The 23903-nt window shown below is 63.4% G+C and carries 17 protein-coding genes and 3 riboswitches; of the genes, 8 read left to right on the plus strand and 9 right to left on the minus strand.

What is annotated here, in order from left to right; genetic code table 11:
- Positions 1-57: 57 nt before the first annotated feature.
- From K7R21_RS12200 to K7R21_RS12225, 6 genes are all read right to left on the minus strand, one after another.
- Complete coding sequence (locus tag K7R21_RS12200) at positions 58-8682, minus strand: isopeptide-forming domain-containing fimbrial protein (RefSeq protein ID WP_224983594.1); 8625 nt, start codon at positions 8680-8682, stop codon at positions 58-60.
- Positions 8683-8870: 188 nt separating this feature from the next.
- Complete coding sequence (locus K7R21_RS12205; protein WP_224983595.1) at positions 8871-9032, minus strand: hypothetical protein; 162 nt, start codon at positions 9030-9032, stop codon at positions 8871-8873.
- Positions 9033-9139: 107 nt separating this feature from the next.
- A riboswitch (cyclic di-GMP riboswitch) is annotated at positions 9140-9215 on the minus strand.
- Between the two features lie 124 nt (positions 9216-9339).
- A riboswitch (cyclic di-GMP riboswitch) is annotated at positions 9340-9416 on the minus strand.
- A 159-nt stretch (positions 9417-9575) separates the two neighbouring features.
- Positions 9576-9995: a bacteriohemerythrin gene (locus K7R21_RS12210; RefSeq protein ID WP_224983596.1), complete on the minus strand. Its 420-nt coding sequence runs from the start codon at positions 9993-9995 to the stop codon at positions 9576-9578.
- A gap of 139 nt (positions 9996-10134) precedes the next feature.
- A riboswitch (cyclic di-GMP riboswitch) is annotated at positions 10135-10211 on the minus strand.
- Between the two features lie 128 nt (positions 10212-10339).
- Positions 10340-10618 carry a hypothetical protein gene (locus K7R21_RS12215; protein ID WP_224983597.1) on the minus strand — a complete coding sequence of 93 codons (279 nt, stop codon included), beginning with the start codon at positions 10616-10618 and terminating at the stop codon, positions 10340-10342.
- Between the two features lie 41 nt (positions 10619-10659).
- The gene (locus K7R21_RS12220) at positions 10660-10947 is read right to left on the minus strand and encodes a hypothetical protein (protein WP_224983598.1); all 288 of its coding nucleotides are present in this window, start codon (positions 10945-10947) and stop codon (positions 10660-10662) included.
- Positions 10948-11063: 116 nt separating this feature from the next.
- Positions 11064-11888, minus strand: coding sequence for a mechanosensitive ion channel family protein (locus K7R21_RS12225; protein ID WP_224983599.1), 825 nt, complete (start codon positions 11886-11888; stop codon positions 11064-11066).
- 455 nt (positions 11889-12343) lie between these two features.
- On the opposite strand from K7R21_RS12225, the gene K7R21_RS12230 reads away from it, so the two are divergent.
- Positions 12344-12574: a hypothetical protein gene (locus tag K7R21_RS12230; protein WP_199390751.1), complete on the plus strand. Its 231-nt coding sequence runs from the start codon at positions 12344-12346 to the stop codon at positions 12572-12574.
- A 117-nt stretch (positions 12575-12691) separates the two neighbouring features.
- A complete protein-coding gene (locus tag K7R21_RS12235) occupies positions 12692-13021 on the plus strand; it encodes a hypothetical protein (protein WP_224983600.1) in 330 nt (109 codons plus the stop codon).
- On the opposite strand, the gene K7R21_RS12240 is transcribed toward K7R21_RS12235, so the two are convergent.
- The 3 genes from K7R21_RS12240 to K7R21_RS12250 all read right to left on the minus strand — a co-directional run bounded on the left by K7R21_RS12240 (position 13022) and on the right by K7R21_RS12250 (position 15172).
- Positions 13022-14296 (minus strand): glycerate kinase type-2 family protein, encoded by a 1275-nt coding sequence (locus tag K7R21_RS12240; RefSeq protein WP_224983601.1) that lies wholly within the window; start codon positions 14294-14296, stop codon positions 13022-13024.
- A gap of 126 nt (positions 14297-14422) precedes the next feature.
- Positions 14423-14821, minus strand: coding sequence for a hypothetical protein (locus tag K7R21_RS12245; protein ID WP_224983602.1), 399 nt, complete (start codon positions 14819-14821; stop codon positions 14423-14425).
- Positions 14822-14956: 135 nt separating this feature from the next.
- Positions 14957-15172, minus strand: coding sequence for a hypothetical protein (locus K7R21_RS12250; protein WP_224983603.1), 216 nt, complete (start codon positions 15170-15172; stop codon positions 14957-14959).
- 181 nt (positions 15173-15353) lie between these two features.
- On the opposite strand from K7R21_RS12250, the gene K7R21_RS12255 reads away from it, so the two are divergent.
- From K7R21_RS12255 to K7R21_RS12280, 6 genes are all read left to right on the plus strand, one after another.
- Complete coding sequence (locus K7R21_RS12255; RefSeq protein WP_224983604.1) at positions 15354-16118, plus strand: substrate-binding domain-containing protein; 765 nt, start codon at positions 15354-15356, stop codon at positions 16116-16118.
- Positions 16119-16197: 79 nt separating this feature from the next.
- Positions 16198-16956 carry a substrate-binding domain-containing protein gene (locus K7R21_RS12260; protein ID WP_224983605.1) on the plus strand — a complete coding sequence of 253 codons (759 nt, stop codon included), beginning with the start codon at positions 16198-16200 and terminating at the stop codon, positions 16954-16956.
- A 43-nt stretch (positions 16957-16999) separates the two neighbouring features.
- Positions 17000-19456 carry a methyl-accepting chemotaxis protein gene (locus K7R21_RS12265; RefSeq protein WP_224983606.1) on the plus strand — a complete coding sequence of 819 codons (2457 nt, stop codon included), beginning with the start codon at positions 17000-17002 and terminating at the stop codon, positions 19454-19456.
- A gap of 84 nt (positions 19457-19540) precedes the next feature.
- Entirely contained in the window at positions 19541-20215 is a 675-nt protein-coding gene (locus tag K7R21_RS12270) for a heavy metal response regulator transcription factor (protein WP_224983607.1), read from the plus strand.
- Complete coding sequence (locus tag K7R21_RS12275) at positions 20193-21632, plus strand: heavy metal sensor histidine kinase (protein WP_224983608.1); 1440 nt, start codon at positions 20193-20195, stop codon at positions 21630-21632. The genes K7R21_RS12270 and K7R21_RS12275 overlap by 23 nt, the downstream gene beginning before the upstream one ends.
- Complete coding sequence (locus K7R21_RS12280) at positions 21619-23832, plus strand: hybrid sensor histidine kinase/response regulator (RefSeq protein WP_224983609.1); 2214 nt, start codon at positions 21619-21621, stop codon at positions 23830-23832. Before K7R21_RS12275 ends, K7R21_RS12280 begins: the two co-directional genes overlap by 14 nt.
- Positions 23833-23903: the final 71 nt, after the last annotated feature.

Raw genomic sequence — 23903 nt, forward strand, 5'->3', positions numbered from 1 at the left:
GGATCCCCTTGGAACAGGGAAAGAAGAGCCGGCTCCTCCCCTGCAAGACTATTCCGGTCACGGCGGCGCACCCCGGCGCCAGAAGACCTCGGTCTCGATGGTGAGGGGGTAACCGTCCCCCCACTTGCCCGAGATCTCCGTCTTGAGCGCCTTGAGACGCTGCTCCACCAGGGCCTTGCTCTCCACCTCGGCGAGGTAGGAAAGCCGCAGCACCGCCGGTGCCTTGCGCAGTTCCTTCAAAAGGAGGTCGATCCTCGGCTGCCATTGCCTGCGCAGCCTCATCCCGTTGGGCTCGAAGGCGCCGTCGGCGACGTCCAGGGACACCACGTGGTGAATGGCCGCGCCGAAGTCAAAGCGCAGCATCTTGCCCCGCGTGGCCCGCTGCACTTGGGGGTTTTCTCCGGTGACGCGGTACCCGGTGGGGAGCGTGCGCTCGTCGAGCTTCAGGATAAAGTTGCTGCCGCGGTCCTGGTCCGGCACCACCGCGCAGGTGATGTGGAAGCGGCCGAACTCGTCGGTGGTGGCCACCAGCCCCCGGGCGGTCACGGCGCGCACGCCGGCGAGCCCTTTTTCTCCCTGGTCCGGATAGCCGTTGGCGTTGGCGTCGTCGAAGACCTTGCCGATCACGTCGGTGCAGTCGAGGTCCGCATCGGGGATGACGCGGACGGTCGCCGAGGCGACCCCGGAGGCGACGCTGTCGGTGATGGTGCTCAGCACCTGGGCGCGGTTCACGTACTCCCCCTCGGAGACGCCGGAGCCGACGATCATGAGGAAGGTGATGCTGTGGCTGGTGCTGCTGGTGAGCTGCGCGACGCTCCAGGTCATCTGGCGCGTGTTCAGCGTCGGCTCGGCCTTGCGGCCGTCCAGGCGCGCCGACCCGGCCACGTACTTGAATCCCGCCGGGAAGGTGTCCACCACGCTCAGGTCCCTGAGGGTCGCCCCCAAGGTGTTGTTGAGGGTGATGGTGTAGGGGACCAGGGCGCCGCGCGACACGTCGGTGACGGCCGCGGTCTTGGTGATGGCGACTGCCGTGTTGAGGGTCGGATCGACGGCGATGTGGTTGTTGTAGATCTGGCTGTAGCCCGGCTGCAGGTTGTCCAGGGTGAGCCGCAGGTAATAGGCGGTGGCGGCGCCGGGGAGGACCGACGTGCCGGGCGCCAGGTCCGACGCCTGCGCCTCGCAGTACCCGGCCGTGGTCGGCACCGCGTCGAAGGCGCTGCTGGGGCAGGCCGGGACGGCGAAGGAGGCAGTGCTGTCGCTGGAGGCGGGCGGCACCAGCTTGGAGACGCCAGCCATGTAACCGGTAGCCGGGGGGGTCACCTGGATCAGGTACTCCCCGCCGGAGGGGCAGGAGGGATCGCTGAAGTTGAGGTCAAATTTATAGAGGCCGCTGGCGGTGGTGACCTGCCCCTGCTGCACCGGGTCGTTGAAGCAGCTCGCGGCGACGGGGAGGCGGCTCCCCGCCTGGACCATGGTGAGGGTCGCACCCGGCACCGGGGTGCGCACGATGGAGTTGTAGACCACGCCGTTGGGTGTGAGCGGCAGGTTCAGCTCCTGCAGCAGCGAGCCGCCGCCGGCCACGATGTCGGAGATGCGCTGCATGCCGTTGGTGAAGGGAGAGCTGCACCATCCCAGGAGGGCGGTGGCGGCACCGGCGCCCGGCGCGCGGAAGCGGAGTTCGTACTTGATCGCCGTGCCGGCGTTGGGGGGCACCCCGCTGAAACGGTAGGAGCCGTCGGTAGAGCTCTTCACCGTACCCACCACGCGGCCGTCCTGGTACAGGTCCACCGTCCAGCCCGCGGAAGGAAGCTCGCCGCCATCGAGGACGTTGTCGTGGTTCGCGTCCTGCCACACCGATCCGGTGAGGCTTGCGCTCCCCGGCATGCCGCCGACGGTGACCGAAGTCCCCGCGCTCGCCACCCGAGTCGGGGTATCCCAGCTCGCCTGGGCGGTGTTGTTGACCACGCTGCCGCTGGACACGGTGGCGTTCAGCTTCACCTGGAAGCGCATCACGACGGCAGCACCCGGCGCCAGGGGGCCGTAGCTGGCACCGTAGTTGGCACTGAGGACCGGGGCCGCATAGGTGACCCCGTTGGAGGAGCCGTTCATGACCCCGGAACCGGTGAGGTAGCTCGCCTGGGGGAGGAGCGGGGTCAGGTCGTCGGTCAGCACCACGCCCGTGGCTGGCACCAGGCCCACGTTGGTGGCGCGCACGGTGTATTCCAGGACGCTCCCCGGGAGCGCTGCACCGCCGCCGACCACCACGGCTGACTTGGTGATGCTGAGCTGCTGTGCGTTCCCCACCGCGATCACGGTAGGCTGGTAGCCGTTGGTGGGGGTGCCGTCGGAGTCGGTGGCCAAAAGCGGCAGTTCCGTGCTGGCCACGCTCCCCTGGTTGCTGATCACGGTACCCGGGGCGACCCCCTGGTTGACCTGGACCTTGAAGGTTACGACACCGGTGCCGCCTGCCGCGAGGGTCCCGGCGGTCGCGGGGGGCGCTGGCGGGGTGACGCCCGGGGAGACGACACCGATGCCGTTGGTGAGGGGGGATACTCCGGCCGCCGCGTCGGCCACCGCCGCGCCGTTCAGGCGTACGCTGTTGGCGACGTAGGTGGTGTTGGCGGGGATGGCGTCGGTGAGCAGGACGCCGGTCGCGGCGGTCCCCCCCGAGTTGGTCATGGTGATGGTGTACTGGAGCTCGTCGCCGGGATCGACCAGGCCGTCGCCGTTGGCGTCGCCGACGAGCTGGACCGTCTTCAGCGCGTAGAGAAGCGGCAGGTTGCCGACCACCACCGTGGTGGGATCGTTGGGCACCGGCGTCGCCGGGTTGTCGGATGCCTCTTCCGGGAACGGGCCGCTTGCCGCACCGGTCCCGGCCAGGAAGGCCTGGTTGGAGATGAGCGTTCCGGCCACCACGCTCCTGCTGATCCTCACCTCGAAGGTGATGGTGGCCACGTTACTCGCAGCACCCGCCGCCGCGGGCATGGTGCCCGGTACCGGGTTCGCCGGCGAGTTGACCGTCATCCCGCTCTGCAGCGGGCTGGCACCGCCGACGTCTGCCACCGGTTTGCCGTTCAGGGTGGTGCTGTTGGGAACATAGGCGGTATTGGCGGGGACCTGGTCGCGCAGGGTGACCCCGGTGGCGTTCTCTGTGCCGTCGTTCTTGACGGTGATGGAGTAGCGCAGCGTGTCGCCGGCCGTGACCGTGGCGCTCCCGGAGGTGACGTCCCGCACCGTCTTCTGGAGCAGGAACCGCGGCGCCGACGCGATGACGGTACGGGTCGGGTCGGCCGTTCCCGGCAGCGACGGATCGTCGCTCAGCTGCGACGGCAACAGGGGGGACGCGACCTGCGCCTGGTTCTGCACCAGGGAACCGCTGTCGATCACCGGCGCCAGCGTCGCCTGGAACTCGACCGTCAGCACGTCGCCCGCCTGCCCCTGCGGGGCCACCGTGAGATTGCCGATGCTCACCACGCCGGTCCCCTTGCTGCCGCCGTTGGCCGAGGTGGCGGTGACGTTCGCCCCGGAAGGCGCAGTCAAGAGCTTCAGTGTCCCGGGTGCGAACATGGCGACCGCGTTCAGCTTGTCGAGCTCGTCGGTCAGGGTGAAGTTCGCCGCACCCAGGGTGCCCAGGTTGCGGATGGTAAGGGTGTATTTCAGAGTGTCGCCGGGCCTCGCGTTCGCGCCGGACTGCCCGGTGGTCGCATTCTGCACCGTGTTGGTGAAGCTCAAAAGCGGCGCCTGGGTGGTCACGGTGAAGGCGTCCTGAACGTCGAGCACCCCGGGGGTGCCGTTAGTGAGCGCAGCGGTCGTGGCCTGTATGTCCGCAGCCGCGGTGACCGCCGGGTCCGCGCTCAGCCACCTGGTGGCGCCCGCCACGTTGGTGAGGGTGATCCCCCCCGCCGTGTAGGGGTCGAGCGAGGCGCTGTAGTTGACCAGCAGTCGCTCGCCCGGCGCGATGGCGGCGGCGGCCGATTTCATGGCGACAGTCATGGTGCAGGCGGGCGCGGGCGCGAAGCTCACAGTGAAGTCGGTGCCGTTGACGAGGTTCGCCGAGACCGGCGTGACGCCGTCGGCCTGGTAGACGCGCGCCGTGACGTTGGTGGGGGCGGAGCCGCACATGCTCCCCGGGGCCGGGGTGGTCACGTTGGGGAGGAGGTCGGTGAGGGTCGCCTGCCAGGCGGTGCTACCGCCGGTGTTCTGGACGTTGAGCGTGAACAGGCCAGGAGCGAGTGCGTTGATGGTGGCCGGTCCGCTCTTCTGCACGGTCAGCGCGGGGCCGACGACGGTGATGGCGGCGCTGGCGCCCGGCGCGCCGCTGGCCTGGGTGGCCGGGGTGTTGTTGACGCCGTTGTAGGTGTAGGTCGCCGTGTTCTGGAACTGCTTGCCGAGGGTGTTGGCGGCGGAATTGGTGAGGAGCACCGTCACGTTGATCACGGCCTGCTGGCCGGCGGGGATGTCGATGCCGCTGCCGCTGTCCTGGATCACGAGGCTCGTGGCGCTGCCGGTGTTGACCGGGGTGAAGGCCGGGCCGGAAACCCGCTGCACGCCGACAAAGCGCAGGTCCACCCCGGTTGCAGTGGAGCTCAAGTCGTCCAGGACGCGCACGTCGTACATGGCGGCCGGCTGCGGCACCGCCGGCACGGTGATGGTGTAGCTGAAGGGGCGGCCGATGGCGGCGCTGGTGACCTGGGCCTGCTTGGAGAGCGCGGTGGCCGCCGCGGTGGTGAGCTGCACCGTGGCCACCGTCGTCGGGCCGTAGAACTGCCGGTTGCCAAGGACGCTCGCCGCCGGGACGTCCTGGCTGTCGAAGGAGTAGTAGGCGCTCACCTGGGCCTGGTTGTTCAGGGTCACCCCGGCGCCCAGCCCCGCGTCCCCCTTCACCTGGTAGCTCACCCGCAAGGCCTGCCCCGGCGCGACCGCGTAGAGCCCGGCGGAACCGGCTGCGTCGAAGTTCCAGGTGGCGACGCCGGTGGCGGCGCTGTAGCTCGGGGCGAGCACGGGGAGGGTCGCGCTGGTAGCGCCGGTGGCGCTGTCGATCAAGGCGACGCCGGTGGTGGTGACGCCACCCTGGCGCAGGCCGACCGGGAGCGTGTCGGCAAGGACGGGGTTGTAGGCGGGCGAAGTACCGCTGTTGGCCATCGTGACGGTGTAGGTGATGGCCTCGCCGGCGCTGATCACCGTGCCGGCGCTATCGGTCCGCGTCTTGGACACGTTGAGAAGCGGCTGCCAGACGTTGAGGGTCGCGCCGGAGTTCTTGGGGGTGGCGGCCACACCGTTGATGGCGTAGTTGAGCGTGGCGCTGTTGACGAGCTGCTGTGCCGTCGGGGACTGCGCCAGCGCGTTCTTCATCACGTGGGCCCGGTACTGGATGGTCAGCGTGTTGTTGGCGGCGTTGTTGTCGGGGGTGTTGGCGACGTTGCCGAGGTTCCAGGTCAGGGTGCCGGTGGCGCCGGGCGCGGGCTGGGAGGAGACCGTGTAGCTGAAGTTGCCGCTCCCCGAGGCGGGGGCGATGCTGACCAGGGCGTCGTAGGCGAGCCCCGTCGGCAACTGGTCGGTGAGTACCACGTTCTGCGTGGTCCCTTCGCGCAGGGTCAGGGCGACGTTGTAGACCACGGTATCCCCCACCCGCACGGTCGCGTCGGTCGCGCTCCCCGGGGCCGCGCTCCAGGAGTCGGCGACGACGGTCTTGGCAAGCGCGGTCGGGTCGAGCGACGAGACGGTGGCGGAGACCGGCCCGGAGCAATAGGTGTTGGGAGCGGTGGTGCTGGGGCAGCCGGCGCCGGTACGCTCACCGGGAACCGAGCCGGAGAGCGAGGTCCAGTCGACGTACACGTCGTTGGTAATGGGGGCGCCGCTCGTCTCCAGCACGGTCACCAGGTAGCTCAATACCAGGGTGCCGCCGGCAGGGATGTCCAGGCTCGCGTCGCCGTTGCGGCTCCCCCAGTCCACGGCCCCGCTTGGCAGAAGGGCGGGCGTAGGCATGAACCCGGTCACCGGTGCGCCGTTCACCTGCGCGGTGGCCGAACCCGGCACCAGCGCCACGTTGGCCGGGAGGAAGTCCATGACGTCGGCGTCGTAGGCCCGGGAGCCGCCGTCGTTGGTGACGGTGACGGTGTAGCGCAGGACGTCGGCGGGAGCCGCGGCGGCGGACGCCGCTTTCCCCGCCGGGGATGCGTAGCCGACCGCCTTGGCCGCGGTCAGGTGCGGTTCGACCACCGTCATGTTGGCCGTGGTCGCCGCGCCGCCGACCGACTGGGTCAGGCTGTCGCCGTTTAACTTGTTATAGGTGTACGAAGCGGTGTTGTTGAAGGTGAGACCGGCGCGGTTCACGGCGGAGTTCTGCAGTGCCGCTGTCACCTGGATCACCGCCTGCCCCCCCGCCGGTATGTCGATGCCGGTGGCGAGGTCCTGGAGTATTACGTTGGTGGCCGTACCGGTGTTGGTCAGGTTCCAGGTACCGCCGGAAATCACGTCGGCACTGACGAAGCTCATGCCGGCGGCGGAGAGCCCCAGGTTGTCCAGGACCCTCACGTCGTAAAGGGGGACGTCGGCCGGGGTGGCGGGTACCTTGATCTGGTAGCTGAACTGCTGGCCGATGGTCGCCGTGGCCGGTGACGGGTTCGTCTTGGATAGCGCTCCGGGGGCCTGGATGGTGACCCTCGTCGGATCCCCTCCCGAGCCGAGCAGGACGGTGCCGTTCACGTACGGGTCGTCGCTCGGGCCGGACCAGACCGTCGCGGGGGTGGTGGTGCTGTCGGTACCGGTAACGCCGGCCTGGTTCGAGACCATGGTGCCGTTTGCGAGTGTCGTATCGAGGGTCGCGTCGAATTCGATCTGGACCTGGGCATTGGTGGCGGCGCCGCCGGGCAGGCTGAGGCCGGAAACGGTGACGGCCCCGGGGGTGCCACCGCTGGGCTGGGTGACGCTCACTGTGCCTCCCGCCGGGGTGACGGTGACGTTGGAGACGGAGCGCAGCCCGGCCGGCAGGGTATCGGTGACCGTGACGCCGTTCAGTGGGGGCCAGGTGAAGTTCTGCAAAAGCAGGGTGTAGTGCAGCCGGTCACCCGGAAAGGCAGCCGTGGCCGGATTGGCCCCGGTGGTGAGGTCGCGCACCGTCTTCTGAAAGTAGTAGCCGGCGAGCGCCGCCGTGACCGTGTAGGCATCCTGGAAGTCCAGGGTGCCGGGGGTGCCGTCGGTGATGGTCCGGTCGTACTCGCGACGTCCGGGATAGGTGCTGTTGGCGCTGAACCACCTGGTGGCACCGGCGATGTTGGTGAGGGTCGCCCCGGAGGCGACGCCGGTACTGTCGACCTGCGCCAGGTAGGTGACGATGAGGCGCTGGGTGGGGGCGATTTTGGCGGAGTCGAGCAGGGCCAGGGTGAGCAGCCCCGGCGACCCCGCACCGCCGCTCCAGGTGGTGGTGAAGTCGGTGCCGCTCACCAGCGGAGCCGACACCGGGGTGGCCCCGTCGGAGGCGAAAACCTGGGCGCTGATGGTACCCAGCGGAGAGACGGTGCTCATGCCGGCAGGGATGTGGTCGGTGACGGTGGCGTTCCACGCGTCGCTGCCGCCGGTGTTCTGGACGTTGAGCGTGTACCGTACCTGCGAATCCATGTTGACCGTCGCGGCCGAGCCGCTCTTGGTAAGGGTGAGATTCGGCTCGACCACCGTCATCGGCGGCGTGGTGCCGGGCCATGCCTGCAGGTCCACCATGCTGGCGGTGTTGATCGGCTTGTTGAACCACATGTTGGCGGTATTGGAGAACTGCGCCCCCGCCTGGTTCACGCCTGTCGGGTTGTTGTCGAGAACGACGGTGACCTGGATCTCCAGGTTGTACCCTGCCGGGAGCGAGGCCAGCGCCGGGTTGTACTCGTAGGAAAAGACCAGGTGCCTGGTGGCGTCCGAGAGTACGCCGGGGTGGCTGCTGAGCCAGCCGGCGCCCGCCCCGAGGGCCAGCGGCGCCCCCCCGTTCAGCGCCGTCCTCGCCCCCGTGGCGGGGTTAACCAAGTAAGCAGCGTTGGTCACGTAGCTCAAGGCGGCGCCCGTGGCGGTGAGATCGTCGGGGATCACCACGTTGGTCACCGTGGCATCGTCGCTGTTGGCGATGTACTGGAACGTCCCCGTCGCGTCGAGTTTCCCCAAAAGGGGGACGCTGATCGTATAGGTGAAGGGGACCCCGACGGCGGCGGTGGTCTGCGCCGGGGGATTTTTCTTGCTCACCGCGTCGACCGGTACCATGAAGGCCTGGCAGGCGGGACTGATGTTGTTGTACCCGCCGGGAGCCCAGTAGATCCAGAAGTCCGACTGGGTGGGGTCGTTGCACGACATGTTGCCGTAATAAAAGACGTTCAGAAAAGCGATGTAGTACGACTGCTGCTGCGGGAAGTTGAAGTTTATGTTGGTGATAGGGAAGCCGCCGATGGAATCGGGGAAGTTCTTGATGGTGCAGTTGGTGTCAACCCCGAAGGTGGATGCCCCCCTGACCGCGGCGAGGGTGGCGGGGTTGTTGCCGTCGACCACACCGCCGAACTGGGAGCAGAAGATCCCCGCGGCGTGCGCGGTCGTTCCCCACGCAACCAGCATGACCAAAAGGGCGGCGGTTGCAGCCAGGCGCACCAGGTACTTGGCGGCGCCCGTCCTGGCGGCCATCGGTAACATCAGCTTTGTCTGTGTCAGCATTCTCACTTCTGCCCTCGATGAAGATCACACAACCATTGTTCCGGCCCCCTCAGGGCCGACCTGTACGCACCACGAAAAAACCCGCGCCACAGCCGGTGCTTCGGCTGATGACGCGGGTTTCACTTGCCCCGTAGGGATGAGACTTACCGCTGTTTCAATGCTGGTTTAATTTTCGGCGGGTGGCCGGATCACTTCATTCTTTCGTTCCTGGTCGCGTCGCAGACGCGGTAGTCCGCGATGTTCAAGGTGACCTGAAGGTGCGGCGCGGAGAGAAGCCCTATCTCCTTCATGCAGTCGGTCAGCTTTCGTTTCCACTCCGGGTCCAGGGTCTGTTTGGTCAACTTTTCCATGGCATGCCTCATCTACTTCATAAAATAAAAAAGAGCGCTCCATCTTCCGAAGATGAGAGCGCTCCTTGAGCCGGTGTTTGCCGGATGCCAAGATGCTGACCCATCTCTTCGGCAACCCGGCTATCCTTCACAGGACCCGTGGCTTTGCGTCACCAGATCACTCTGGTTTTGCCCGTTCGGAGAACGTATTCTTTTTTTCAAAACCTGCAGCCGCGGTCGCCGCGCCAATAAAAAAGGCGCTCACATCTGCCAAAGATGAGAGCGCCTCTTGATCTGTATAAACGGTGCCAAGATGCTAACCCATCTCTTCGGCAACTCGGCTATCCTGATTCAGGACCCGTGGCTTTGCGTCACCAGATCACTCTGGTTTTGCCCGTTCGGAGAACTTTTTTAACTAATTGTAATTGACGGCCACTTTTTTAACAGATGCGTTAACGATTTGCAACAATTTTTTTCAGAAAACAAATTTTTACTAACAAACCCCTGTGCGAACGTCCGAAACTCCCGCTGTCGCGGTACCACGGCAGGGAAAGCGCCATAGCGTCACGCCGACTGGCGCCTCGCCTCGGACGCGGAGAGCTCCCCCACGAAAGCCCCCAGTTTGGTATCGCACTCACGGATGTGACGGCTGACCCAGTGGTCCAGGATGACCAGTCGGTTGATGTTCAGGCTCCCGCCCGCATTGCGAGAGGTACGGACGTCTATCATCCTCTGCCTGAACAGCTCATGTTCATCCCGGTGCGCCAGGAAGTCCGGGTAGCAGGTATCCATCATCAGCATCTGCTCGTAGTCGAAACACTGCGACATGTAGACCAGGATTTCGTCGAGAAGGTAATCCTCAGGGGGCGTACCCGTCACAAAGCCGTCATAGGCTTCGTTTATCTTCTTCACCACGTACTTGTGGCACTGGTCGACGTCTTCAATACCGATCACCAGATCTGAGGTCCATTTCGTGTTAAACATAAGCCCTCCCACGGCATCATGAATTACCCGGAACGTTCACTGGATATTCCCGTTGTATCGAAACCCGCCCCTGCCACTCAGGCTTTTGCCGCGCCCTCTTGACGCAAAAAAGCCGGGGCCTCGATATCTGGAATGATATTTCGGCGACCCGGCTGTCTCGGTGAGACCCTGTAGGCTTTCCGTCCCATCCTCGCGGATGGTTTAGTATTTTCGTGTATCGGTCCTTGCTATTTCGGAGGCAGCATATCCTACCGAGGAATCCATGTAAACGACATTTAATGTGTGACGCCATACCTTGTTGGCATCACGACACCTTTCCTCCCTTCACCTATTCGCAGTGGCCACTATTTGCCGCCCAGCGCCGTCTTCACCTTCTTCAAGGTGTCGATGTTCTTCTGCAGGCCGCTTACGTTCTTCTCCATTTCGGTGATGGTGGTGCCCAACTGGGCTACACTGCCGATCACGCCTCCGCTGCCGGCGGCCCTCTGCAGCAGTTCCGCCCCCAAGTCTCCCATCTGGGCGTTGGCCCTCTGCTCGGTGATCGAGCCACAGACGTACCCTGCCACGAAGACCACGGCAAAGGCCGCGACCCTCAAGCTGTAGACGACGCTTTTGTCTTTCATGTCAGATCCTCCCCCTGGGCCCACTCACTGTCCGTTGTCGGCTACTTTTTCTTTTCCTTCTTCTCCGGCTTGGCAGCGCCGTCCTTAGCCTCGATGCTGGCTGCTTTCATGCTATACATGATGGTTACTTTGCTGCCGACTTTTACATCGCCGGTAACCTTGGTCTCCTTGTCCTTCGCGATCTGCCACTTCTCGCTGCCCTTCTGGACTACGATCATGTCATCCTTGACTTCGAGGACCGGACCGGTCACCTGGTAAGTCTTGGGAGCTGCATAGACGGTGCTCGCGGCAAGCAAAGTGATTCCCGTTAACGCTGCTATCAGTTTCATCCTCTTTCCTCCTTAAGATTTGTGAGTGCTGAACGGTAAATTCATAACAGCTTACTTGCGCAAGTCAAACCGCGGCGGCGGATGGCGCTGGTCATGCCCGCTGATCAATCCGCCCATCAACAGGCAAACTGTTTCTGCAGCATCACCGTCTGTACCGGCATCGGCGCCGGGAAACCAGCGGCAGCGAGACTCTCGCGGATCACCTTGTTGCCATCGAAGTACACCTGCCAATAATGATCATTGTGACAGAAAGGACGCACGGCCAGCACCGGCCCGAGCGCGGTGAACTCCAGTATCTCCACCTGCACCTGGGGATCGGGCAGGACGTTGGTAACTTGCGCGAGTTTCTCCCGCAAAAGCAACATGGCGGCGACGTGATCGGCCTCGCCGGAGAGTTGGCACTTCATTTCGACCCGCCGGAACGCGTTGAGCGAAAAGTTCTGAATGGTATCTCCGAAAATCTTGTTGTTACCGACCATGGTCAGGACGTTGTCCGGCGTGTTGATCGAGGTGATGAACAGCCCGATCTCCTTGATAGTCCCGGTCACCCCTGCGGCGGTGACGAAATCGCCGACCTTGAACGGATGCAGCACGATGAGAAAGATCCCCGCGGCGAGGTTCGCGAGCAGGCCGCCCCAGGCGGCGCCTATCGCGATGCCGACACCGGCGACCAAAGCGGCAAACGTTGTGGTCTGAATGCCGCAGTAGCCAAGGATGGCGACCACCAACACGATATTGAGGGTGACGGAAACGAAGTTGCCGATGTAACGCATCAGGGTTGGGTCGACCTTCTGTCTCTCCAGTACCCCCTGCAGCATGCGCCCGACCAAACCGATGAGCCAGCGCCCCACAAGCCAGAACAGGATTACTGCGACAAGTTTGGTACCGTACTCAGTGGCATACGTTACGGCGAGTTGCTGATACTGCCCCATATTGTCCATGTTCCCTCCTTAAAGCTGCGATTGTCTCGCTTGTTGAGCAGTGCTCCCTGTAACTGCTTGAAAAACATGTCCAGTGTACACTCATCGTCCCTCTTTACAATCTAACAGGATCACTACCATCACTTATGCCATCAGAAAGGCCCGCTATGAGGACGTGCCTTTTCTCTGTGATAGAGCAAATGTAAAAGAAGGGGCACCGTTCGCACGGTGCCCCTTCTGATTATCCCTGGTTGCTGCGGCGCATTGACTCAGCGGAGAAGTTCACATATGAGCTACCGTCTTTACCTCATTTGCGGTAGACACTGAAGCAAATAAGGTATTCCGGAGCCGGTGCCTAAGGGGCTCAACCATAGTCGGTGCTAGTAAAATCGGGCTCTTAGCATTTTTTTGAAAAGCTGGCACGACTGATGCTCTATGAAGGGCAGAAGTTCAAATTCATACTAGGAGATTTTCACATGAAAAAGATCGTTTCTTCCGTAGTTGCTGCTCTCGTTGCTGTTGCTTTCGCTGGTGTTGTTTTCGCTGCTGACGCTGCTCCGGCTGCTGCTCCGGCTGCTGAAGTTAAGAAAGAAGAAAAAGCTCCGGTGAAAAAAGCTGCTAAGAAGAAAAAAGCAAAGAAAGCTGCTAAGAAAGCCGAGAAGAAAGAAGCAGCTCCGGCTGCTGAAGCTGCTCCGGCTGCGAAGTAATCCACTTTTCACCTGTAGCATCAAAAGCCGCCCGTTGGTCGACATCGGGCGGCTTTTTTAGTATCACACCGTAGAGTAGCGACTCGCCCCACTTCGCGGGCAACTCAGGGGTGTTCCATGCGTAAGGTCCTCAACACCGGGCAGGGATGGGTAACGACAGGATATATAGCAGTCGTGGCGCTCGGGTATGTCGACTACCTTACCGGCGATTATTCTCTGCTGCTTTTCTACCTCGCCCCGGTATCCCTCGTTTCCTGGCAGGGAGGGGCACGCGGAGCAATCCTGGTCTCACTGTTTGCCGGCCTGGCGCGCTACCTGTCCGATTACTACAGCCACTCGGCCTTGACCTTCAAGTCCTTGCAGTCCTTGGAAGACACGGCCCTCATCGTCGCGGTTGCTTTTCTGGTCCTCGTGATGAAAAAGATGATGACTGAGAGTCGGGTCTGATCAGCCGGCGATGAGAATAGCCCTGAAATCGTTCACGTTGGTGAGTGTAGGGCCGGTCACCAGCGTTTCCCCCAAGGCCGCGAAGAAGCCGTGCCCGTCGTTGTCATCGAGGCTTTGCCTGGGGTTGATCCCCATCCCCCAGGCCCGCAGCAAAAGTTCCGGGCTCACGAAGCCTCCTGCTATCTCTGCCTGGCCATCCACCCCGTCAGTATCACCCGCCACCGCGTAAATTCCCTTTTCACCCTGCAGCGCCAGTGCGAGCGCCAGTAGGAATTCCACGTTGGGGCCGCCACGTCCGCCCCCCCGCACCGTTACCGTGGTCTCCCCTCCCGACAACAGGACGCAGGGGGCGGCAAAAGGTTGACCGCGCCGTGCCACTTGCAAGGCCAGCGCCGCCAGGACCTTGCCCACCTCTCTCGATTCACCCTCCATGCGATCGCTCAGGATGTGCGCGGCGACGCCGTTACGCTGTGCTACCTGCGCCGCGGCTTCCAGCGCCGCCTGGGGGGTGGCGATCAGGCGAAACTGCGCATGAACCAGGCGCGGGTCGTCCGGCGGCACCGATTCGCCCCGACCGGATTCGAGACACTCACGCAACGACTCGGGCAGTGCGATACGGTAGCGGTCGATGATGGCAAGCGCATCGGCACAGGTGGTGACATCGCCGACGGTGGGACCGGAAGCGATGTCGACAGGGTCGTCACCGGGAACATCGGAAATAGCGAGGGTGAGCACGCGGGCGGGGTGGCATGCGGCGGCAAGCCTCCCTCCTTTGATGGCGGAGAGATGGCGGCGCACGCAGTTGATCTCGGAGATGACGGCTCCGCAGCGCAACAGCTCCCGGCTGAGCTCCTGCTTTTGCGCAAGGGTTACCCCGGGCAGGGGAAGGGGCAACAAGGCAGAACCACCGCCGGAGATCAGGCAGACGACCAGGTCGTCGGCGCTGAGTCCATGCACCAGTTCGAGCATCCTTGCCGCGGCATCGCATCCCGCCTGGTCCGGGACCGGATGTGACGCGCCCACCACCTCGATGCGCCGGCAGGGGACTTGGTAGCCGTAGCGGGTCACCACGAGCCCGGCGGCGATCTCCCCTTCCCAAGCGTCCTCGAAGGCGCGCGCCATGGCTGCCGACGCCTTCCCCGCTCCGACGACGATCACCCGTCCCTTGGGGGGCGCCGGGAGGTGACGCGCCAGGCAGGACTCCGGACGCGCCGACAAAACGGCGGCTTCAAACATCTGCTGCAATAGTTGGCGCGGCTCCATGGTTTCTCCCATGCGGTGTAAGGTCCCCGATTGATACACCATCGAGATGCTGCTGCGCAACGGGGAAAATCATCCAAAACAACAAGGGCCCGCAGGGTTTCCCCCACGGGCCCGGTACCACCATGGCTGCTGCACCGGCTAGTACTGCTCCCGCTTGATCCAGCCGTACTTCTCCCCCGCATAGAAGTGGCCGTGGCAGGAATACGGCCCGTTACTATAGATGTCCACGACCAGCACCTCGCCGCACACCGGGCAGGGCGCAGTCGGTCGTTCCCTCTTCCGCGCCTCCACTCTCAAGTCTTCGAGCTGGCTCTCCAGCATCTCGATGCGCGCTACCAGCTCGCGATCCAGGAGATGCTCGAGGCAGCCATGCACACCGCATCTCTGCTCTCTGCCCTCCACCAACACCGGGTGCTGACATTCAGTGCAGCTGCAGTCGACCTGAAAATTGCCACACAGCGGGCAGCGGTTCTCTTTGATTTCCGGGAGTGCGAAACACCCCGGAGGATAGATGTAGCTCAGAATCGATCTGGTCATGTCTCTTCCTCCACTGGCAGCCAGTCGCTGCACTTCCTGCTGGCGTGTATAGACCCGGATACAGGACAATGGTTAAAATCGTGCCATAAAAATTTCATAATGCAAAATTTCACCGGCACCTGCCGCTCCACAATATCACCTCCCCATCTGCAGGTTCCTGTGCGCGCTGGCGCAACGAACTACCCGGGCCACCAGGGAGACCGGCGAGATGTTCAAGGCGATCCAGAGCGAGACCAGGGGCGCCGAGTGCGGCAGCGCAGGTGCACACCAACTCCGGGGAATTGCAGCAGGTGGTGCAGCAGGTCCGGCTTTAACTGTCCCCAAAGGAGCCGGGTATTCACGGCTCCTCATTACACCACTCCTCTTAGTAACTACGTTATCGCAACAAGAACACCTTTTTGTCTTAGCGTATGCACTACTCTTCCAGCTTAATCTTCAAGTTTCTTCAGAGTCCTGTCGAATAGAACCCAATGCGTCTACTTGACAGTCGTTGCTTTGTGTCATTTCAATCTGTGAGCAGGAGGAATTACCTATGAGAGTAATACGTGTTGCGGCAGTTATTATCATGTCTTTACTGGCAGGGCTCGCGGCTCAGGCAGGCGCCGAGGAACTCAAGATCGGTGCGGGGGGTGCGCCCACCGAGAACATCCTGAAGCCGATCCGCGCCGCATTCGAACAGGCCACTGGCCTCAAGCTCTACATCGTCGCCTCCGGCCCCAAAAACGCTTTCCTGGACCTGCAGAAAGGGGAAGTGGACGCCGCCGCTGCGGGGCTTACCTACCAGGACTGGCTGGCTCTGATGAAGAAGGAAGGAGCCGAGGTGGGGCAGCCGACTGCCTTTGCCCCGGTCGTCATCGGCAAGGACAAGATCAAGGTACTGGTACACAAGGAGAACAAGGTTAACCAGTTGAGCGCCGAGCAGCTGCAGGGGATATTCTCCGGAGCGATCGGATCCTGGAAGGAGTTGGGCGGTGAGGATGTGCCGATCCTGGTGGTGATCGGCAAGCTGACTCCCGGTACCAACAGCATGTTCTTCAAGAAGTTCATGGGGGACAAGGCGGTCGCCAAGGACGTCATCGACGCCACCACGGCCGAGGACGTCAGGCTCAACGTCGCCTCCAACCCCTCCGCCATCGGCTTCGGCCCGCTGTCGCTGGTAGACGAGTCGGTCAAGGCGGTGCAGACGCCGGAACTGGCGCGCGACATCACCCTGCTCACCAAGGGAAAGCCCTCGGCCAAGGTCCAAAAGCTCCTCGACTTCATCAACGGCGAGGGGAAAAAGTACATCAAGCAGTAACGACCTAACGACGCCTGTCGTTCGGAGCAACTTTTCCCGTCTCGTCAAGAGACCTACCAAACCAGGAGGGTACGCAGTTATGAAAAGAGGGATGATCTGTCTGGCACTCGTTGCATCGATGGTCTTCGGCAGCACCGCCATGGGCGAAGAGATCAAGGCGGGAGGGGGCGGCGCTCCCATCGACGGCTATCTGAAACCGGTGAAGGAACCTTTCGAGAAGAGCACCGGCATCAATGTAAACCTCAACTTCAGCAGCGCCACCCTCGCCTTTAAGCAGCTGATGGCAGGAGAGCTCGACGTTTCCGCTGCGGGTCTCGCCTTTGCCGACCTCGTCAAGACCGCGAAGAAGGAGAACATCGAGGTCGCCGACCCGTCCGCCTACGTCGCCACCGAGATCGGCGCCAGCAAGATCTACACGGTCAGCCACAAGGACAACCCCGTCACCGCACTCACCATGGACCAGCTGAAAGGGATCTTCACCGGCAAGATCACCAACTGGAAAGAGGTAGGTGGCAACGACGCCCCGATCCTGATCGTCCTGTCCTCGATCAATCCCGCCACCAACGCCGCCTTTAAGAAGCTCGCCCTGGGCGACGCACCCTTTGCGACCGACGTGGTCGATGCGGGCAGGTTCGAGGACGTGCGTGAAAAGGTCGCCGCCAACCCGGAGGCGATCGCATTCGGTCCGATCACCATGCTGGACGCCACCATCAAGACCGTGAAGACCCCTGACGTGGCGCGGCCGGTCATCGTGATCACCAAGGGTGCGCCCTCGCCCAAGGTGCAGAAGCTGATCTCCTTTATCAAGGGAGAGGGACAACAATACATCAAGCAGTAACCCGACCACCGTTTCCCCAGCGCCCGCAGACCGGAGTAGATGCATGAGCATGACTATCAAGACCAAACTCACCCTGAACGTAGTCACCGTAATCCTGATCGTTGCCGGAGTCGCCATCGCCAGCATCGTCGGCATGCGCTTTGTCGACAGCAAACTCCAGGATCTCACCCAGCGCAGCACCCCCTTCCAGATGAGGACGGTGGAGTTCCAGCGCGAAATCCAGGAGGCAACGGCCGACCTGATCAAGGCCAGCGCCTCCCGAACCCGCACCGAGTTCGAGACCGGCAAGACTGAGGCGGAAAAGTCGCTGGCCCTGGTGGACAAGGGCCAGGGCGCGCTACAGGCGCTCTCGGGTGACGCGAAGATCGAGGCGCACCAGGCGCTGACCAGCATCGCGGGCGAGATCTTCACGGTCACCAAGGGGAAGCTGCAGGCCGAAGAGGACGCGGCCGCGGCCAACAAGGCCATCACGGAGCGGATGCGCGAGGCGACCACGCGCCTCAGGGAACTGGACGCCAAGATCAAGGGGCTGCAGGCGTCCAGCTCCACCTCCTACAGCAGGTCGGTGACCGAAACCAAGGGGGTCTCGGACCGGGTGCGCAACGTCGAGGCGCTCAAACTGACCCTGAAGGACTTCCACCTGGGCCTGCTGGAGGTAAGCAAGGCCCAGGGGAAGAAGGCGGTCCTCATCTCGCTGGCCAAGTGCAACTCCGCCATGAACAAGGCGCTGCAAAACGAGTTGGCTAAAAGCTCCAGCAGCATCTCTGCCGACCTCAAGTACCTGAACAGCAAAATCGCCCCCTTCGGCAAGGCGCAAGGGGCGACACTCGAGCCGGGGGTGACCGATACCTCGGCGCGCGACCAGCTCTTCTCCGAACTCACCCAGAAGATGAACGCAGTCAACCTGGTGCTGGAGCAGGAGGCGGCCATGGCCGCCGACACCCTCTCCTCGGAAAGCCGCAAGCAGTCCTCTTACTTCAACAACTCCACCGTGGCTACCGGTGCCATGGCCAGCAATTCCGAGCTCCTCTCGCTCGGGCTCAAGGTGGACGGGCTCGCCTCACGGCTCTTCACCGCAGGGAGCGTGAAGGACGTCGACGCCATCGAGGCGGAGCTGAACGGGATCTTCGGCCGCATCGCCCAGGTGGACGCCCAACTCGCCCAGGCACTGGCCAAGCTCAACGCGCGCGGCGAAGCCGCCCTGCTGCACCAGGCGGAGGGTGGGCTCTCCACCATCAAGGGGTTGCTCTTCGTCAAGGACGGCGTGCTCTCCAAGATCCGCAACCGGCTCGACATGGAGGCCAAGGCGGCTACCGCCATGGGCAAGCTGCGCGAGATCGTCAAGCAGCAGGCGGAGAGCGGGCAGAAAACGGTGAGCATCGCCCAAGTGGACCAGGAGAAAGCGATCACCTCCGTGAACAAGATGGTGCGCTTCTCCACGCTGCTCATCGCGGCCATCAGCCTCGGCGCCGTGCTCTTCGGCATCATCTTCGGCATCTGGGTCTACCGCTCCATCTCCGCACCCCTCGCCCAGCTCCTTTCAGTGTCGCAGGCGGTGGCCAAGGGGGATCTCGCGGTACAGATCGACAGCAAGAGCGGCGACGAGGTGGGCAAGGTGCAGCTGGCCATGGGGGAAATGGTCAACAACCTGAGGGGCATGGTGGGCAAGATCAAGGACGCCACCCAGAGCCTCGCCAGCAGTTCCGAGGAACTCTCGGCAACGGCGGTGGCCCTTGAGCAGGGGGCCGAAGAGCAGACCTCCCGCATCGACCAGTCCGCGACCGCCATGACCGAGATGACCCAGACCACCATCGAGGTGGCACGCAACTCCAGCGACACCTCGGATGCGGCCACCAAGATGAAGGGGATTGCAGAACGCGGCAAGCAGGCGATGACGGAAACGGCCCGGGAGCTGGACCGCTTCGCCGAGTCGGTGCAGCAGGCGGCCCAAAAGGTGGAGTCGCTGGGCAAACAGTCCGAGGAGATCTCCGACGTGGTCACCCTGATCAATGACATCGCCAACCAGACCAACCTCCTGGCCCTGAACGCAGCCATCGAGGCGGCGCGCGCCGGCGAGCAGGGGCGCGGTTTCGCCGTGGTCGCCGACAACGTGCGGGAGCTGGCCGAGCGGACCGGCACCGCGACCCAGGAGATCGCGCAGACCGTCAAAACCATGCAGAACAGCGTCCGCTCCTCGGTCGACTACATGCAGGAAGAAAGGGAGTCGGTGCAGAAGGTCCAGGGGCAGGTACAGCAGACCCTGGTGGCCATCGGCGAAATCGTGAGCTACGTCGAACAGGTGGCGGACATGGTGCAAAGGATCGCGGTGGCCGCCGAGGAACAGTCCTCCACCAGCAGCGAAGTCTCGCAGAACATGGAGGGGGTGCACGAGATAGCGAAAGAGCTCAGAAGCTCCTTCACCGACATCAGGCACTCCTCGGGGAGCCTGTCCCAGCTGGCCACCGAGTTGAACGGCATGGTGGGGTGGTTCAGGGTGTAGACGCTGTTGTTTATTATAGTTATCGCGTCCGGCTCTCCAATGATATATACTCTTGCGGGTATTTCATGAGCAGTGGAGAGTCGGATGCGCATCCTGATCATCGAAGACGAGCACAAGGCCGCCAACTACCTGAAAAAGGGGCTCACCGAGAACGGCTTCAGCGTCGACATCGCCAACGACGGCGAGGATGGCCTGCACCTGGCCATGACCGAGCAGTACGACCTGATCATCCTCGACGTGATGCTCCCCATCAAGGGGGGATGGGCCATCATCCAGGAACTCAGGGAGGCGGGCAAGGACGTCCCGGTGATCTTCCTGTCCGCGCGCGACGCGGTGCACGACCGGGTGCACGGCCTGGAACTTGGGGCCGACGATTACCTGGTGAAGCCCTACGCCTTCTCGGAACTGCTGGCGCGGATCAGGATCATCCTGCGCCGGCACCCGCTTCAGCAGGCCGAACTGCTCAAGTTGGCAGACCTGGAACTGGACCTGGTCCGGCACAAGGCCCGACGCGGCGGCCAGACCCTCGACCTGACCGTCAAGGAGTTCCAGCTGCTCGCGCTGATGCTCAGGCGCCGCGGCGAGGTCCTCTCCCGCACCACCATCTCGGAGCAGGTCTGGGGGATCAACTTCGACAGCGACACCAACGTAGTGGACGTCGCCATCAGGAGGTTGAGGAAAAAGGTGGACGACCCGTTTACCCTGAAGCTCATCCACACCATCAGGGGGGTCGGCTATGTCATCGATGAAGTGGCCTGACCGTCCCCACTCCAGCTCGATTACCGCCCGGCTGGTGGGTTTCTACCTGATCGCCACCCTGCTGATCCTCCTCTGCACCAACTGGTTCCAGTTCAAGACCCTTTATAAAGACCTCGACTACGAGGACAACGATTTCCTTGTGGAGCGTATCGGGACGCTCAGGGACATCATCGCCCGCCATCCCGACGCCCTGAGGGACCAGATCCCGGTCAACAAGCCGGGGCAGCCGAACCGGCACCTGGTGCGGATCCAGGATGCCGAGGGGCACACCCTGATGCAGTCCCCGGGGATGGCTGTGCTCGCGGTTGATCTGTTCCCCCCAGCGGTGACCAGTACCGAGAAGATCAGTCGCGGCCGCAAGTACCGCGCTCCCGACAAGAGGCACTACGTGCTCAATGCCGCCTGGGCAGAGCGGGCCGGCGCTCCCCATTACCGGCTGATCCAGGTCGCGCTGGAGATCACCGACGAAGATGAACTGATGTCGAAGTACCTGATCCGGACCGCGGTGGCGGTGGTGACCGGCCTGCTGCTGGCAGCGCTTTCCGGGGTAGCGATCGCCCGCCGGGGATTGCGGCCGCTACAGGAGATGGCGGAAAAGGTGGCACACATTACCGAGGCGGACCTGCACCAGCGCATCGGGACAGCGAGTTGGCCGCGCGAACTGGACCAGCTCACCGTGGCGCTGGACGCCATGCTGGGGAGGCTGGAGGAATCCTTCGCCCGCCTCTCGGAATTCTCCGCCAACCTGGCCCACGAGCTGCGTACCCCGATCAACAACCTGCGGGGGGAGGCCGAGGTCGCGCTCTCCCGGGCGCGCTCGGAGGAGGAATACCGCCGCATCATCGAGTCGGCCATCGAGGAATATGAGCGGCTGTCCCGCATGGTGGTGGACATCCTGTTCCTGGCGCGGCCGGACCGTGCCTACCAGCCGGTGCTGATCGACGCACGGGCCGAAGTGGAACGGCTGGCAGAGTACTACGGCACCCTGGCCGAGGAACAGCACACGGCGATCGTGATCGAGGGGGACGGAGAGGTGAGCGTCGACCCCAACCTGTTCCAGCGCGCCGTGGGCAACATCATCTCCAACGCCCTGCACTACGGCTCCCGATGCGGCGAGATCAGGGTGAAATTGAGGTGCACCGACGAGGGGGGACTGGAAATTGCCGTCGAGGACGACGGCATGGGGGTCGACCCCGCCGAGCTGCCGCGCGTGTTCGACCGGTTCTACCGCTCGCCGCAGGCCCGCCAGATCTACAACCAGGGGAGCGGACTCGGCCTCGCCATCGTGCGCTCGATCATGAACCTTCACGGCGGCACCGCCTCGGTAGCCAGCCGGCCCGGCGCGGGAACCGTGGTAACCCTGCGCTTTCCGCCCCCCCAACATGGGGAGACAGGAGCATCCGTTGCCCGTATATGACCAGGAACGAGCGGGAGGGCATCCCGGCCGCCCGCTGATCCAGAACCAGACGGTGCGCATAGTGGTGATCTACGCCATTTTCGGGCTGGCCTGGATCTACGGATCCGATCACATCATCGACCTGCTCATCGATGACAAGGGGATGCTGCTGCAAATCGCTGTGGCCAAGGGGTTCGTCTTCATCCTCTGTACCGCCACCCTGCTGTACATCCTGATCAACCGGCTGCTGGGGCAGTTGGCAGCCGCCGACCGCGGTCGCTTGGAAAACCTGGAGAACCTGAGCCAGAAGAACGCGCAGTTGCGCCTGTTCTTCGAATCCGCCCCCGCATCGCTGGCCATGTTCGACCGCGACATGCGCTACATGGAGGTAAGCCGCCGCTGGCTTTCCATGTACGGCCTGGGGGAGCGCGACATCATTGGCCTGTCCCACTACGAGGTCTTCCCCGAAATCCCCGAGTACTGGAAAGAGTGCCATCGCCGCGGCCTGGCCGGGGAGACCCTGCGCGAGGAGGCGGAAGAATTCCGGCGCGCCGATGGGTCGCTGCAGTACGTCAGATGGGAGATCCGCCCCTGGTACCAGGCGGCGGGTGAGGTCGGCGGCATCGTTATCTTCACCGAGGACATCACCGAGAGAAAGAGGTTCGAGACCGCCCTCGAGGCCAACGAGCGCTTCCTGCGCCTGCTGACGGATCACCTGCCGGGCTTGGTGGGCTACTGGAACGGGGACCTGACCTGCGGCTTCGCCAACCGGCCCTACCGGGACTGGTTCGGCAAGAATAACGACGAGATCATCGGCTCCACCATGCGCGCCCTCCTGGGAGAAGAGCTCTTCCTCCAGAACGAGCCGCACGTGCGCGCGGTGCTGGCGGGAGAGCCCCAGCACTTCCAAAGGACGCTGGTGAAGCGCGACGGCGAGACCGCCTACGTCTGGTCCCACTACATCCCCGACCTGGTCGAGGGCTCGGTGCACGGGTTTTACGTGCTGGTATCGGACGTCACCGAGCTGAAACGGGCCGAGACGGAGCGGCAGCGCCTGGAGCACCAGCTGCAGCAGGCCCAGAAAATGGAATCGGTGGGACGTCTCGCGGGAGGCATTGCGCACGACTTTAACAACCTGCTCACCGTGATCATGGGACTGGCCCAACTGGGGATGCGAGAGCTGGGGGCGGGACACCCGACCCTGGTGCGGCTTGAGGGGATCCAGCATGCGGCAGAGAAATCGGCAGCGCTCACCAGCCAGTTGCTGGGTTTCGCCCGCAAGCAGACCATCGCCCCCAGGGCGCTGAACCTGAACGGCGCGGTGGAAGAGATGCTGAAGATGCTCAAGCGCTTGGTGGGAGAGGACATCGACCTCGCCTGGAACCCAGGCCGGGATCTCTGGAAAGTGTGCATGGACCCCTCGCAGTTGGACCAGATCCTGGCCAACCTCTGCGTCAACGCGCGCGATGCCATCACCGATATCGGAAAGATCACCATCGAAACCGGCAATGTCTCCTTCGACGCGGAGTACTGCAACGCGCATTTCGACTTCGTCCCTGGCGAGTACGTCCTGCTGGCGGTGAGCGACGACGGCTGCGGCATGGACCGGGAGACCATGGCCCAGATCTTCGAGCCGTTCTTCTCGACCAAGGAGATAGGGCGCGGAACCGGGCTGGGGCTCGCCACCGTGTACGGCATCGTGAAGCAGAACAACGGCTTCATCAATACCTACAGTGAGCTGGGGGAAGGGACCACGTTCAAGATCTACCTGCCGCGGCACACCGAGGAGGGCGCACGGCCGTTGCCCGAAGCAGCCCCGGCACCCTGCCACGGCGGCAGCGAAACCATCCTGCTGGTCGAGGACGAAGCCAGCATCCTGAACGTCGCCGTCTCGCTGTTGACCCTGCAGGGGTACCAGGTACTGCCGGCAGCGAAACCGGGAGACGCGCTGGAACTGGCGCAGCAACACCGCGACCGGATCGACCTGGTCATCACCGACGTGGTGATGCCGGACATGAACGGCAGGGAGCTGGTGCGCAGGCTGCTTCCCTTCTGCCCCAAGGTCAAGTGCCTCTACATGTCAGGCTACACTGCCAACGTGATCGCGCACCACGGTGTGCTGGACCAGGGGGTGAACTTCATCTCGAAGCCCTTCACCATGAACGACCTGGCTGCCAAGGTGCGCGCCGTGCTCGACGCGAAAGGCGAGGCCGTCGACTAGCCACATGACAAAAATGTCATCTACCTGCAATGCAACGGCAACGAGCAATATCCTAAGATACAGTGTTATTT

The organism is Geomonas agri (assembly GCF_020179605.1).
GTDB classification, from domain to species: Bacteria; Desulfobacterota; Desulfuromonadia; order Geobacterales; family Geobacteraceae; genus Geomonas; species Geomonas agri.